13 protein-coding genes are annotated in these 13,882 nt (G+C 66.6%); 8 read left to right on the top strand and 5 right to left on the bottom strand.

Annotation, left to right across the window (positions count from 1 at the left end):
- Nucleotide 1 precedes the first annotated feature (1 nt).
- Nucleotides 2-937: a methionyl-tRNA formyltransferase gene (locus KV110_RS04545; RefSeq protein ID WP_218473698.1), complete on the bottom strand. Its 936-nt coding sequence runs from the start codon at nucleotides 935-937 to the stop codon at nucleotides 2-4.
- 72 nt (nucleotides 938-1,009) lie between these two features.
- Nucleotides 1,010-2,296 (bottom strand): SidA/IucD/PvdA family monooxygenase, encoded by a 1,287-nt coding sequence (locus KV110_RS04540; RefSeq protein WP_246634344.1) that lies wholly within the window; start codon nucleotides 2,294-2,296, stop codon nucleotides 1,010-1,012.
- Nucleotides 2,297-2,448: 152 nt separating this feature from the next.
- Here KV110_RS04540 and KV110_RS04535 point away from each other — a divergent pair, with 152 nt between their 5' ends.
- Both KV110_RS04535 and KV110_RS04530 read left to right on the top strand, forming a co-directional pair.
- Complete coding sequence (locus KV110_RS04535; RefSeq protein WP_218473694.1) at nucleotides 2,449-2,919, top strand: MTB12 C-terminal domain-containing protein; 471 nt, start codon at nucleotides 2,449-2,451, stop codon at nucleotides 2,917-2,919.
- Nucleotides 2,920-3,038: 119 nt separating this feature from the next.
- Nucleotides 3,039-3,746, top strand: coding sequence for a siderophore-interacting protein (locus KV110_RS04530; protein WP_218473692.1), 708 nt, complete (start codon nucleotides 3,039-3,041; stop codon nucleotides 3,744-3,746).
- 67 nt (nucleotides 3,747-3,813) lie between these two features.
- Here the strand turns inward: KV110_RS04530 and KV110_RS04525 are convergent, their stop codons facing one another.
- From KV110_RS04525 to KV110_RS04515, 3 genes are all read right to left on the bottom strand, one after another.
- Complete coding sequence (locus KV110_RS04525; protein WP_218473690.1) at nucleotides 3,814-5,550, bottom strand: ABC transporter ATP-binding protein; 1,737 nt, start codon at nucleotides 5,548-5,550, stop codon at nucleotides 3,814-3,816.
- Entirely contained in the window at nucleotides 5,547-7,394 is a 1,848-nt protein-coding gene (locus tag KV110_RS04520) for an ABC transporter ATP-binding protein (protein WP_218473689.1), read from the bottom strand. The genes KV110_RS04525 and KV110_RS04520 overlap by 4 nt, the downstream gene beginning before the upstream one ends.
- A gap of 108 nt (nucleotides 7,395-7,502) precedes the next feature.
- Nucleotides 7,503-8,114, bottom strand: a complete 612-nt coding sequence (locus tag KV110_RS04515; protein ID WP_218473687.1) for a maleylpyruvate isomerase N-terminal domain-containing protein — start codon at nucleotides 8,112-8,114, stop codon at nucleotides 7,503-7,505.
- A 258-nt stretch (nucleotides 8,115-8,372) separates the two neighbouring features.
- Here KV110_RS04515 and KV110_RS04510 point away from each other — a divergent pair, with 258 nt between their 5' ends.
- The 6 genes from KV110_RS04510 (at nucleotide 8,373) to KV110_RS04485 (ending at nucleotide 13,835) form a co-directional block, all read left to right on the top strand.
- On the top strand, nucleotides 8,373-8,525 hold the full coding sequence (locus KV110_RS04510) for a hypothetical protein (protein ID WP_218479562.1): 153 nt from the start codon (nucleotides 8,373-8,375) through the stop codon (nucleotides 8,523-8,525).
- A gap of 38 nt (nucleotides 8,526-8,563) precedes the next feature.
- On the top strand, nucleotides 8,564-9,016 hold the full coding sequence (locus tag KV110_RS04505) for a TIGR03667 family PPOX class F420-dependent oxidoreductase (RefSeq protein ID WP_218473685.1): 453 nt from the start codon (nucleotides 8,564-8,566) through the stop codon (nucleotides 9,014-9,016).
- A gap of 149 nt (nucleotides 9,017-9,165) precedes the next feature.
- On the top strand, nucleotides 9,166-10,095 hold the full coding sequence (locus tag KV110_RS04500) for an RluA family pseudouridine synthase (RefSeq protein ID WP_218473684.1): 930 nt from the start codon (nucleotides 9,166-9,168) through the stop codon (nucleotides 10,093-10,095).
- Nucleotides 10,096-10,302: 207 nt separating this feature from the next.
- Nucleotides 10,303-11,046 carry a CPBP family intramembrane glutamic endopeptidase gene (locus tag KV110_RS04495; RefSeq protein ID WP_218473682.1) on the top strand — a complete coding sequence of 248 codons (744 nt, stop codon included), beginning with the start codon at nucleotides 10,303-10,305 and terminating at the stop codon, nucleotides 11,044-11,046.
- 19 nt (nucleotides 11,047-11,065) lie between these two features.
- Nucleotides 11,066-11,461 (top strand): VOC family protein, encoded by a 396-nt coding sequence (locus KV110_RS04490; protein WP_218473680.1) that lies wholly within the window; start codon nucleotides 11,066-11,068, stop codon nucleotides 11,459-11,461.
- 124 nt (nucleotides 11,462-11,585) lie between these two features.
- On the top strand, nucleotides 11,586-13,835 hold the full coding sequence (locus KV110_RS04485; RefSeq protein WP_218473678.1) for a hypothetical protein: 2,250 nt from the start codon (nucleotides 11,586-11,588) through the stop codon (nucleotides 13,833-13,835).
- The last annotated feature ends 47 nt before the right edge of the window (nucleotides 13,836-13,882 follow it).

The following is a 13,882-nucleotide window of genomic DNA, read 5'->3' as shown; positions in this document are numbered from 1 at the left end:
CTCACCCGTCGGTGAGATAACCACCGCGCGCGAAGAATTCGGCACCGTCGTGTTCGACACCAAGCGAGTCGCGCACCCGGGTCAGCACCAGCGCGTGGTTACCGCCGCGATGGGCGTCGGCGCCCGTCACGACCGCGCCGCCGCCCTCTTGCACGATGACCCGACCCGGCGTTCCGCCGTAGCGTGCCGCGGAGACCCGCGCCGACAGCACCTCGATGCGCTCGCCGCGGTAGTGGGTGAACGCCCGGGGATACGGTGCGGACAACGCACGGACGAAACGCTCCAGATCCTGCGCCGACCACGTCCAATCGATCCGACTGTCCCGCTCGGAGCGCTTGTGGAAGTAGGTGCGTTCGGCCTTGTTCTGCGGCCGCCACACCGCGGTACCGGAAGCCAGCGCGGCCAGCGCCTCGTTGATCGCGTCGGGAATCAGCTCCATCCCGCGCAGCACCAGCTCGGTGCCGGTATCGGTGGGGCCGATGGGAATCGAGCGCTGCACGATGATGTCGCCGGTGTCGAGTTCGGCGTCCATCCGATGCACGGTCAGGCCGGTTTCGGCGGCCCCGCTGATCAGCGCCCAGAGCACCGGCGAGAAACCGGTGAACTTCGGCAACAGCGAATCGTGCAGGTTCAGCGTGCCGTGCGGCGGCAGGTTGTACAGCTCCGCGGGCATCCAGGTGTACCAGCTGTTCACCACGATGACGTCCGGTTCGGCCCGCTTGACCAGGTCGATGGTCTCGGTGTCGGCCCGGTCGGTCAGGTGCACCGGAATTCCGTGTTCGCGCGCCAATTCCTCGACCGAATCGGAAAAGATCGCCTTGTAAGAGCTTTCGCTCGCCGGATGGGTGACCGCGAGCACCACCTCGTGTTCCGAGTCGATCAGGGCCTGCAGGGTTTTCCGTCCCCAAGTCTGGAAACCGAACGACACGATGCGCATGAACCGAGAACCTTTCCTAGCAAATAGGAGGTTAGCCTAACCTACGGTTGCCGGTCTACAGTGTCGACCGCGTCACTCGACGGACAACGCCGAACTCCGCTGGCTCGCCGCGGCCTTGCGGACCGACGAGGTCTGCAGCACCCGATCCGACAGTGCGCCGAGGCAACTGAGATTCGGGAATCCTGGCCCCTGGGTCAGTGCCGCCAGATTCGGTAGGTACAGCTTGCTGTCCAGACCCGAAACCGCCAGGTCGTAGCCGATCGATGCCTCGATCCTTGCCTGCGTCAACTCGCCGCCGACCGCGAGTTCGAGCAGGTCCGCCGCGTTCGCGTCGAACAGATCGAGGAACCACAACGGCCGCCCGCCGGTGGCGTCGATCACCAGATCGACGGCATGCACCTGATCGGGCCGCAACTCATTGCGCAGCGTCAGCGCGACCGCGCCGTCCTGATCCGCCACCCGGACCACGCGACCTTGGATGTGATGTACGCGATTGTCGACGAGCAGACTCTCCTGCACCCGGACCGAGAACACCCCGCGGTCGGTACGCCTGATGACATCCTTTCGCTCGTCCATACTCAGCGCTCCCCACTTGATGGGATCGCTGAAAAGCGAGTTCTCGAAATAACTCTCGCCGCGGGTATAGATCGTCGCCATCGGCGAGATCACCGAAATCGACAGCATGCCGTGGCGGATCAGCTCATCCAATGCCGACCCCGCCGTCTCGCCGCCGCCGATCACCGCGACCCGGGAGGCGACCGGAAGACTGCGCTTGCCCGCCAGGTCCCAGAAGTCGGCGATGCTGAGCACCTTGGGGTGTTTGGCCAGCGCCTTCTCGCTGCGGCCCGGCCCGGTGATCATCAGCCCGTCGGCCTCGAGTTCGGTCCGGTGACCATCGGCACCGACTGCGGTGACCTGCCAGCCCTCGGCCGAGGCCGCGATGGACCGCACTGTGCCGTAGACGACTTCGAGATCGATCGCGCGAGCGACCCACTGCAGGTACTTCGCCCAGACATGATGTTGCGGACTCGGCCTGCCTCGGTCGATCCACTCGGCGTAGGTGCCCTGGTCGACCAGGAACGACGTCCAGCTGTACGCCGTCATGGCCTCGTTGATGGCCCGGTTGTGCCCGCGGGCCCAGGTGGAGTGATACGGGAAGCCGACATCCTTCTCCGGACTGGTGCCGAGCCGGTGCTGCCCGTCGGTCCAACCACCGCTCGGCAGCCAATTGCCGCCCACCGCCTGAGCTTCCACTGCCACGACGCGCGGTGCGGGCAGGCCCAATTCGCGCAGTACACGCGCCTTGGCCGCCACTGCCAAGGCCTTCGGTCCGGCACCGACTACGACAAGGCTTCCCACGACTTCTCCCACTCTCGACTCGCGTCGCATTTGTGGGCACGCCCACTTCCAGCAAACCCCTGCGTTATGTTTGCATAGGCTTACCTTACAGTGAAGGCGCGCGCTCGACTCGACCATGGGTGAGCGCACACCCGAATGATTGGAATGAACAGATGATCGGAATCAGCCGAAAGACCCTTGGCGCCATCGCGGTTGCCGCCTCGGTCCTGACCGGCACCCTCGGTACCGTCGCCACCACCACGGTCACCCAGGCCGCCCCGCTCGTCGCCCCACTACACGCCAGCGCGCCGAGCACCGGCGAGCTGCGCGCCAAGGTGGCCATCCTCTTCAACACGGGCGCGGCCCGCTCGGCCAGGGCCGCCGAACTGGAGAACGGCGAGGCCGGCCTGGCCGCCTTCGATCGCGCCGCCGCGCTGATCGCGATCGCGCCGCCGAGCTGGCGCTGGGACGTCGTCGGCCCGGTGACCGTGGACGGCGACCTGCTCAACGCCCGGTTGCTCACCTCGACCGAGGGCTACGAGCCGTGGTACTTCGATCTGTCGTGGCGGCAGGTCGGCGGCACCTGGAAGCTGACCCAGGAGTCGGTCTGCACCATCGGCAACTTCGTCGGTTCGGGCTGCTGATCCCGATTTCCCCAGTGCGACAGCCGAAGTGCCCCGCGTGATGCGGGGCACTTCGGCGTTTCGGAGCGAATGCTAGCTACGACGTGACCGTCAAGTATTCTTAGGCTAACCTCAGTTGCATGAGCAGAGGATTCAGCGGCGTCGTAGTCAAGGCATGGGGCGGCACGGACTACCGGCTCACCGTGACATCGACCGAAGCGGTCACCGACAACTTCGTGCGACTCGGTTTCGACGCCGGCGGGCTGCTGGCCGATCACCGCATCCACCCCACCCAGTGGATTCGCGTGTGGATGCCCCAGGAGGGCAGCGACAAGCTGCATCACCGGGCATTCACCCTGGTCGATCCCGATCCCGAGGGGAATCGGTTCTCGATGGAATTCGCGCTGCACCACGGTCCGGCCGCGGATTGGGCGAGGAAGGCCTCGGTCGGCGACCCGCTCGACGCCAGCGTGCTCGGCTCGAAATTCGCGCTGCCGGAGACCGCGCCGAGCGAATACATCGTCTTCGGTGACACCGCCTCGCTGCCCGCGATCAACTCGCTCCTCGACGCTATCGGCGATGTCCCGGCCCGAGTCTGGCTGGAATGGCAGTACGAGTCGGACACGACCCTGCCCATCCGCAACAAGCCGCACCACCAGGTGACCTGGTTGCAGCGGGTGGACAACGGCCGGGCACTGCGCGAGCAGGCGCAAGAGATCACCTGCGCGCCGGACGCATTCGGCTGGGTCGCCTGTGATTTCGCGACCACCCGCGCCATCGCGAAGACCCTCAAGTCCAAGCACGGGCTGCCGAAGTCCGCGCTCAAGGCCCAGGCCTACTGGAAGTAGGCCGGTGCCATGGACCGAGCGCCGCCCGCTACCTGGGTAGTGGGCGGCGCTCGGGTATCGAGGCTCGTCAGACCGCGGCGGGTTCCAGTCGCCAGCCCGCCGCGCGGGACCGCTCGTTCCAGAAGTCGGCGTAGCGACCCCCTAGTTCCAGCAGTTCAGCGTGCGTACCACGCTCGATGATCTGCCCGCCGTCGAGGAACAGGATTTGATCGGCGTGCGCGATGGTGGCCAGTCGATGCGCGACGACGATCACCGTCTTGCCCTTGGTGACTTCGTGCACACCACGCACCACCACCGCCTCGCTGTGTGGGTCGAGCGCGCTGGTCGCTTCGTCGAGCAACACGATCGGCGCGTCCTTGAGCAGGGCGCGTGCGACCGAAACACGTTGCCGCTCACCACCGGACAGTGCGGCGCCGCCCTCGCCGACCAGCGTGGCCAACCCGTCGGGCAGTCGCTCGACGATTTCGTCGACCCGGGCAGCCTGCGCGGCGCGCCACACCTCGGCATCGGTCGCGTCCGGCTTGCCGATCCTGATGTTGTCGGCCACCGAACGGTCGAAGAGGTAGACATTCTGGAAAACCAAGGTGAGTTGGTTCAGCAGTGTCTCCGAAGGTTGGTCGCGCACATCGTGTTCGCCGACCATGATGCGGCCGGAATCGACATCGTAGAACCGGGCGGCCAGCCGCAGCAGGGTGGTTTTCCCCGCGCCGCTTGCTCCGACAATCGCGGTCGTAGTGCCCGGCGGCACGCTGAAGCTCACCGCACTGATCACCGGTTCGCCCGGCCGGTAGCCGAAACTCACGTTGTCGAAGACCACCGCGGGTACACCGGGGAGCACGGGTGAATCTGCCTCCGGCAGTACAGGTTCGGCCAACAGATCACTGACCCGCCCGACCGCGTTTGCCGCTGCGCGCAGCCCATTGCTCAGCTGGGCCGCCTGATTGAGCGGTTCGATGAAGCGCGCGCTGACCGCGATCAGCGCGATCGCCGCGGCCGCCGAGATCGACCCGCCCGTGACCTGTCCGATCACGACGTAAGTGAGCACCAGGAATACCGCCTGCACCGACAGCGCGAAGACGATCAATCCGGGGACAGCGGTGAATACCATCCGCGCCGTGACCGAACGCTGCCGATGCAGCGCCGCGTCCAACGCCCGATTGCCCGCGCCGACCGCCCCGAAAGCCCGCAACACCGGTTGCGCCTTGGCAAATTCGAGGACCCGGGAGTCGGCCTCCGCCGCCACGGCATGGGCCTGTTCGTCGGCTCGGCGGTACGCGCGCGCGGCCAGCCCGTTCACCAGGAACAGCACCGGTGCCGCGAGCAGCATCGCCAGCGAGATGCGCCAGTCGATGAACAACATCCCGACCGCGACACCGAGCGGAACCACGATGCCGTTGAGCACCTTGGCCAGCAAATACGCCACGGCGCCCTGGATTTCGCGGACATTCTCCACCGCCATCCGCGACAACGGCCCGGCACTGTGAGTTTCGAACCAGCCGAGCGGCAAAGCGTTGAGGTGGTCACCGATTCCGGTCTGCAGACCGCGCTGCATACCGACGGCGATCCGCAGACCGACGGCGGTCTGCAGGTAACCGAAGATCGCCATGGCCGCGACGGCGCCCGTCATCAGCAGCGCCCAGGTCCACGCCCGGCCGAGATCGTCGTCGAACAACGACTCGAGCACGGGAACGAGCAGCAGATACGCGGCGGACTGACTCAGCGCCTGGGCGATGATCACCGCCAGCAACGTGGGGATGAGTCCGGCGTTTTCGGCCGGAACGAGGCCGAGTAGTTTGCGGATCATCGAGTCTCCTCGCTTTCGATAAGCGCGACCGTGTCCAGCGCCGCCTCGTTGATTTCCCAGAGCCGCTGATAGGTGCCCCCCGCATCGCGCAGGCTATGGTGGTTGCCCTGTTCGACCAGGGTTCCGTTCTCCAGCACCAGGATTCGGTCTACCCCGGTGATGGTGTGCAGGCGGTGCGCGATCACCAGGACGGTCCGTCCGGCGACCAGCGCCGCCAGCGCGTCCTGCACCGCCGCCTCGGACTCGGGATCGGCGAAGGCGGTGGCTTCGTCCAGCACGAGGACCGGGCTGTCGGCGAGCAGCGCGCGGGCGATCGAGAGCCGCTGCGCCTCCCCGCCGGAAAAGATTGCGTCAGTGCCGATCTCGGAGTCGTAACCGCGGGGCAGCGACATGATCCGGTCGTGGATCTGCGCGGCGCGCGCGGCGCGTTCCAATGCGGCGTCGGTGGCGTCCGCTCTTGCCATACTGAGGTTGTCGCGGATGGATCCCCGGATCAGGCGGACGTCCTGAAAGACGAAACCGACTGTGCGGTACAGCTCTTCGGTCGAGTAGTCGCGAATATCGCGATCACCGATGGTGATCCGCCCGCCGGTCACGTCGTAGAAGCGGGGCAGCAGTTTGGCAAGCGTGGATTTGCCGGAGCCGCTCGGGCCGACCAGCGCGGTGATGGTTCCCGGCGCGAGTTCGAGGTCGATGCCGCGCAGCACCTGATGGTCATCGCGGTAGCCGAAGGTGACCGATTCGAAGCGAACTACGCCCGCCTGCTCCGCGATCCCCGATTCCGCCGCCGTCCCGGCCGCCAGTTCTGGAGTCTGCTGCAATTCGTGCAGGCGCAGCGCGGCGGCGCCCGCCGCGCGCAACGCCTGGCCGCTGTAGCCGAGACCGAGCAGCGAACCGCCCAGACCGAGTCCGACGAGCAGGAACGGCAGCACATCCAGTGGCGCGACCCAGTCGGCGCCGACCGCCCCGAGTCCGGCCAGCACGATCACCAGCATCACGAAGACCGGCGTGATGACGATGTCGGACACCGCCTGCAGCCGAATCATCGGCGTCTTCCACTGGGCGAAGGCGCGAGCTTGAGCATCCACCGCCTCTTGGTATTCGGTGTGCGCCTTGCCCGCCTGACCGAAGGCGCGCACCACCTGGATGCCGTCGACGAATTCGACGGTGCTCTGCTGAACCCGATGCTCCCACCTGGTGTATATCGCCAGCCGGTCGCGACTGCCCTGATCCATCATCCTGCTGAGCGCGATGGCATAGACCACCAGTGGAATCAGCAGCACCACGGTGAGACGCCAGTCGACAGAGAACAGGTAGCCGAGGGTGACCAGCGGGACGACGAGCGCTCCGACGAACTCGAGCCTGGCGTGTGCGACGAGGTAGTGCAACGCCTCGACATCGTCCTGGAGGTACTTCTTCACTTCGCTGGAGTTGCGCTCACCGAACCAACCGAGCGGCACCCTGGTCAGCTTGGCCGCGAGTGCTCGACGGACGGTCAGCTGGTAGCCAGCGTCCAGCAGGTGGGACCAGGTCAGCGCCAGCGCCTGCAGCAGGCCGCGCACCAAGAGCACGATCATCGCCGCCGACACCAGCCGCCACACCCGATCGGCGTCGAACTGGTCGGCGAGCAGCTCGCGACAGGCCTCGACGATCAGCACGAACGGCACGACGGCGCACACCGAGGCGACGGCCATGATGAGGCTCGCGAGCGCCAGTGTCCGCCGCACCGGCGCCAGAATCTCCTTGCGCGCCAGTGCTTCCTGTTGTTTGCGTGCCTTCTGCGCCGCTTTTGGCGGTCGGTTGCCCGTCTCCGCCGCCGGCAATGGCGCGACCTCCACCGTCATACCTTGTTGCCTCTCGCCATGCTGGGATGCCCACCGAATCGGGCCCATCCTCACACAGAACGAGCCGCGAAGGTAGGTTAGCCTAAGTTAAGCGAGAGTGGGCCTCGGTCACCGCATCACCGGCAGCACCGCGACGGTGCCACGTCCGGTCGCGGCCTCGATGAACTCGATCGGGTCGGGTACGGCAGCCAGGATCTGCGCCGTGTAGCGGAGCGCGGGTTCAGGTACGGGCGGTCCGCCGACGGCCGCTATCAGGTCGAGCAGATGCACGGTGAGGTCGACGATCGCCACCTCGACCAGCGCCAGGCAAGTCACGGTACCCAGGTGCGGATGCGGCAGGACGGTGTCGGGGCGGAGGTCGCCGAGCTCGGCAAGTGCCCGCGGGCCGTCCTCGGCGAAACGGCGCAGTAAGGTCTCGGTCTCGATCGTCTCCGCGGCCCCGGCGGCTTGTTCGGCAATGTCGTCGGCCGCGGTATGGGCCAACCCGCCGGGACTATTGAAGACGCGCAGGATCTCGGCTCCGGTCGAGACCATCGCAGGGCCCTCCGCCCTGCGATCGCGCATCGTGTCCATTTCCGCCACATCCGGGGCCACGTGCGCGAACAGTGCGCGCACCGACCAACCGGGCAGCCGCGTAGGTGTCGCCCATTGTTCCGCTGTCAGCGCTGCGCCGCGCTCCGCCCATGAGCGCCAAAGTACTTCCAGCATCTCGGTGTTCATTCGGCCTCCTTCAGAAATGCTCGTGTTTTATCGTCGAATCGTTTGTCGCGCTGTGGACTTGTTCCGGACATCTGCGAAAACGGTTCAGGGCTTGATGCTTTCAATTTCCCCTCCGGTTGGGGAATGCTCCGTGAACGACCACTCAACCAGGCCCGATAGCGCGGGCGCATGGCTAGTTTTCAACCATACGGAAGCACTTCGACGGAAGTAACGAATATGTTTGTCACACAGATCATTTCCACATTTTCGTATTGTTCGGTGGACCCGGGTGAACTGACACCGGAGCAGGCCCATCGCGCCATGCAGGTGCATTTGAACTGCGACGTGGACGTGTGCCGGGCGCGCCGCCGGGCGCGGCGAACCCTGGTCGAGGCGCGGCGGATGGTTCTCGATGAGCGGGCCATTCCCTAGATCGGAATCCTTCCGGCGTGCGGGGTGTTGTTCCCCACATGACCACTACGGCATCCGATCGATCCGCTGCGCCCGTCGTCGACCCCGGCACCCCCTTCGGTGCCAAGGTCATCGAGCGCCTCGACAGGGAACACGTGATCTGGCTGACCACCGTCGGCGCCACCGGCACACCGCAACCCAACCCGGTCTGGTTCCAGTGGCGCGACGACGAGTTCCTCCTGTTCAGCAAGCCCGATCAGGCCAAGCTGCGCAATCTCGTCCGCAATCCACGCGTCTCGCTGAACTTCAACAGCACCGATTGGGGCGGCGATGTAGTCATCTTCACCGGTACCGCTCGCATCGATGACGCGCCCGCCTCTCCTGACGAAATCGCCACGTATACAACGAAATACACCCAGGGCCTCAAAGACATCTCGATGACCGCCGAGCAGTTCTTCGCCGAGTACTCGGCGGTAGTCCGAATCCGCCCGGATCGCCTGCGCGGGTTCTGAACCGCCCCCGCACTGGCAGGGCGCCACCCCGGGCAGTCGCGGCGTGCGTCGCGAGCCCTGCCGCTTGGCATCGCGGCGCCCGCTGGCGGGAAGGTGCCGACGCGGGGCGCTCAGCCCGGGGAAATAGCCGACGACTAGGGTCGATGCCGATGAGAAGGCGGCAGAAATCGCCGTTGCCGAAGCGGCACGGCCTAGACCCGGCCCGGCTCCGGCTGCCGGAGGACGGCGACTGGGGGACGATTCGCGACCACCTGGTCGAGCGGCTGCCGAGGGTCGACCCGACGCGCATCGACGAACTGCTGCGCGACGGCGGCATCGTCGATCTGGACGGCCCGATCGCGCCGGACGCGCCGTACGTGCCAGGCGGCGCGGTGTGGTTCCACCGCGATCTGCCCGTCGAAACGATGGTGCCGTTCGACATCACCATCGTGCATCGCGACGACGATCTACTGGTCGTGGACAAGCCGCACTTTCTCGCGACCATCCCGCGTGGCCAGCACATTCTGCAGACCGCGCTGGTGCGGCTGCGCCGGGAACTGGAGCTGCCGGAGCTGATTCCGGCGCATCGGCTGGACCGGGCGACGGCGGGGCTGGTGCTCTTCATCATCAATCCGGCGCGACGCGGCGCGTATCAGACGATGTTCCACAAGCGCACGGTTCGTAAGGAATACGAGGCGATCGCGCCGTTCGATCCCGGGCTGACGCTGCCGCGCGTCGTGCGCAGCCGGATCATCAAAGAGAAGCATGTGCTGGCGGCGCAGGAGGTCGACGGCGAACCCAATGCCGAGACGTCGATCGAGCTGCTCGAACACCGCGACGGACTCGGCCGGTATCGGTTGCGCCCGCTGACCGGTCGGACCCATCAGCTGCGGCTGCACATGAACAGTCTCGGCATCCCGATTCTCGGCGACGACTTCTATCCGGTGCTCACCGACAAGCCGGTCGACGATTTCACCCGTCCGCTGCAACTGCTCGCCGCGTCGCTCGAGTTCATCGATCCGATCAGCGACGAGCCGCGCCGCTTCGATACCACCCGTGAGCTGCAGGCCTGGACGGATCCGGCCGGGTGGACCGGCTGACGGCACTGGAGTCAGCCGGCCCATGCGCCCGCCGTGGTGGCTCAGGCCACGTCGGGCGCGGCTCCTGCAACTGAAACGAGTTCTAGTCAGAGTAACCTGCGCGGTGCGATGTGACATCGAGACCGATATATCGGCGGGATTCGGGTAGGCCGCTATCAAATGACCAATCGAATAGCAGCCGTGACCGCCGTCCGTACACTGGGCGGGATGCTCGCACAGGACCTCGCGGAAGCGGCTCCGCACCGCCATAAATTGCATGCTTATGTCGACGTGGCCGTGGTTGTCGTTGTCCTGGCAGGCACCAATCTGATCGCCCACTTCACCACCGCGTGGGCCAGCATCGTGACCGTGCCGGTGGCCGCCGTTGTGCTGCTGGCGCTGATGCGCCGCCGCGGGCTGCACTGGCACGAGCTGGGCCTCTCGCCCCGGCACTGGCGGCGCGGGACGCTCTACGCGCTTGGCGCCGTCGGCATTGTGATCGCGGCCGTCGCCATCGGCGCGGCACTGCCGATCACCCGCCCGTTCTTCCTGGCCGACCGCTATGCCACCATCTCCGGCGCGCTGGTCGCGTCGATGATCGTGATCCCGCTGCAGACCGTGATTCCCGAGGAACTGGCGTTCCGCGGCGTGCTGCACGGCACGCTCGATCGGGTCTATGGCGTCCGTGGCGTCTTCTTCGCGGGATCACTGTTGTTCGGCCTCTGGCATGTCGCCTCCTCGCTCGGCCTGACCAGCAGCAACCGTGGTCTCGCCGGCTTCGTCGGTGGCGGCCTGGCCGGACAGCTCGTCGGCGTCCTGCTCGCCGTGCTCGCCACGGCGGCGGCAGGTGTCGTCTTCACCTGGCTGCGCCGCCGCAGCGGCAGCCTGCTCGCCCCGATCGCGCTGCACTGGTCGGTCAACGGGGCGGGTGCGCTGGCCGCCGCCATCGTTTGGCATACGACTCTGACTTGAGTCGACTATATTCAGATAGGTGCCTCTTGGACATCTAGGGATCAACGTCGCCGACCTCACTACGGCCCGTGCGTATTACGACGAACTGATGCCGCTGCTCGACTACGAGCCGCATCTGCAGGACGACACCCAGTTCGCCTATCGCCCCGCACTGGGCAAAGTCGGCACCTACCTCTTCTTTTATCCCGCCGAATCCCCCGGTTACGCGCGCACGCGGCCCGGCCTCCAACACCTCGCTTTTATGCTCCGCACCCGTGCCGCGGTCGATCGGGTCCACTCCTGGGCCGCCGCGCATGGGGCCGAAATCGTGCACAGCCCACAGGAATTCCCGCAATATCCGCCGCCGTATTACGCCACGTTCTGGACCGGGCCGGACGGCGTGTTGCTCGAAGCGGTGTGTCACAAGAACGCCTGAGATATTCGCACTGGTTTTCGAGCGTCGGCATTGACCTTGGCCGGTGGTCGGTTTAGCCTCATTGCGATCACACATACGTTCGAGCAAGTAGGTCTGCTGACGATCTGCTCCGGGAAGGCTCGCGATGCGCGACGAACAATCGACCGGTAGTTCCGAGATCGCCGCGTTGGCGCAGCAAGTGGAGACGGCTCGCGGGAAATTGCCGCTGCAGCACGACTCCGCGCTGTTCGAGGTGTTGTCCGAGGGCGAGATCGTCGCGGAACGTGAACTCGCGGAATGGGTTCGGGCGCAGCGGCGGAAACAGCGGCGCCGGGCGATCGAAGCGGAACTGGCCGCCGAGGAGCGAGACCGGCGGAGTGCGAAGAGCATTCGCCGAGCCGACGAGGCGGACGCGCGCTGGCATCGCCGGGCGCTGGCCGCGCGGCGGCGGGTGTCGAGCGAGGACGCGCGGCTGGCGCAGCTGTATCGGCGCGCGGAGTGGTCGTCCCGCGCGCTGATCGCGGTGGTCGTGCTCGGCATGGTGTGGGCCGGGGTGAATGTGCAGCACAACCTGGTGCCGAGCGGCGACATGTCCGACCCGCTGTACTGGTTGAGCTACGGGATCGAGGCGATGATCTCGATTCCGATCATCACCATCATGGTCGCCGCGACCACGGCGGCCCGCTGGGGTCGCGAACTTCCGCGCGGCAAGGTGGTGTTCTTCGAGGTCGCGCTGCTCGGGACCACCGTCGCACTGAACGCGGGGCCGCACCTGGCGTCGGGTTCCTTCGGACGTGCCGCGGAATACTCGATCGCACCCGTCATGGTCGGGGTGGTGATCTGGTTGCACGCTTGGGTTTCGGCGCGCTATGCGCTGCTCATCGACGGGGCCCCGGTGGTGGATCGCGAGGCGACGGTGGTTCGGCATCGAGTCAGCGATGATCCGCGGGTCGGGCTCATTGATGCGCCGGACGATCGCCGATGGCTGGTCAGTGGAGTCGACCGGTATGAGGAACCGACCGCCGGTCGGTTGGTCGGCGCGGTTGCCGAGAACGGCGGGGTGACCGGAAGCGGGGGCGGGCTCACGGACACTGGTCCGCTCGTCCCGAAGGAGCCTGCCACACCGGTGACCAATGGGCATGCGGTGCGGTCGTTCTCGGCCGACGCTGCGCGCCCGCTGCCCCACTCGGTCGATGAGCCTGCCGTGCACAACGTTCCGTCGACCAATGGACAGGGCAGCCACAACGCGCCATTGTCCAACGGCTATGCGGACCACATGCCATCGTCGACCAATGGCCATGCCGTGCAAGGCGTTCCGGCCGATAATCATCGCGACATCGCGGACAAGCAACCGCCGGTCGATATGGAGTCTCGCGCCAATGGCCAGGTCGTGGCACCGTTCTCGGCCGTCAACGGCCACCAGCTGCCCGCCGATCCGCGTGACTCGTACTCCGCCTGGCCAACCGAGAACGCCTCATCGGCCACCGGCTCCGCCGCCCAACCCGACTCGGCAAGTCCTCGCCCGGACACGCCGGAATCCGACACCGCCGCGTCGAATCCCACCTCCCCCGACAACAGTCACCGCTCGACAACCAACGGCCACGCGGTGACGAACGGTCACGCCGTCACCGACAGCGGCCGGACCGCGCCGGTGAACGGCCAGCCGGTCACATCGATCAACCGCACCACACCCACCAATGGGGACGCCGCACACACCAACGGCCATGCCGTCGACGGCCGAGTGGTGTCGACCAATGGGCGTGGCACGCCCAATGGACATGCCATGCAGTTGTTTCCGATAAACGATGCGCCACGCGAACCCGCCGATTCCGGCACCGGCAAGACCGCAGCCCCCGACACCACCACGGACGCGCCCCGCGGCGACGACTCAGAAGAGCCTCACCCTGGTGACCCCATTCGCAAGGCCGCCGCAACGATCGCCGACACTGTCGCCCAGGCGATCTCGGGTGAGACCGTTTCTCGCCCCACCACCAGCCGCCGAAAGTCGGCCGCCCCCAGCATCACCGAGGCCGACATCGAACAACTCGTCTTCGATGAGGCGGTCGAGCCGCCGCATCCCCCGGTGCGCGCGGAGCGGACCAGTGTTGTCGTCCGCGCCGCTGCCGATGCGGACGTCGAACCTGAAGGCTTGGACGCCGAGCTCGACGAGGACGAGATCGACGAGGACAACGAAATCTCCGCTCTCGCACACGAAATCGCCCGTCGGCGGCTGTCAAATCTCACCGTCGAACAGCTCGCGGAGATTCTGCTCCTCGCCGACGAGTCCTGGCCGACGCCCGGCATCGCCAACGAAGTCGGTGTCCCCCGCGCCGCCGTCGCCCGCGCCCTCGAAGCGGCACTCAAGGTCGGCAGGCCGTACGCGATCAGCGGCTGACGTTCGCGAGGAACGACAAGGGCTGCCCGCCGAAGTGATCGGAGGAC

The sequence above is a fragment of the Nocardia iowensis genome (assembly GCF_019222765.1).
Lineage (GTDB): Bacteria > Actinomycetota > Actinomycetes > Mycobacteriales > Mycobacteriaceae > Nocardia > Nocardia iowensis.
The sequence above is the reverse complement of the archived record's forward strand: the minus strand, read 5'-3'. Positions and strand labels throughout refer to the sequence as shown.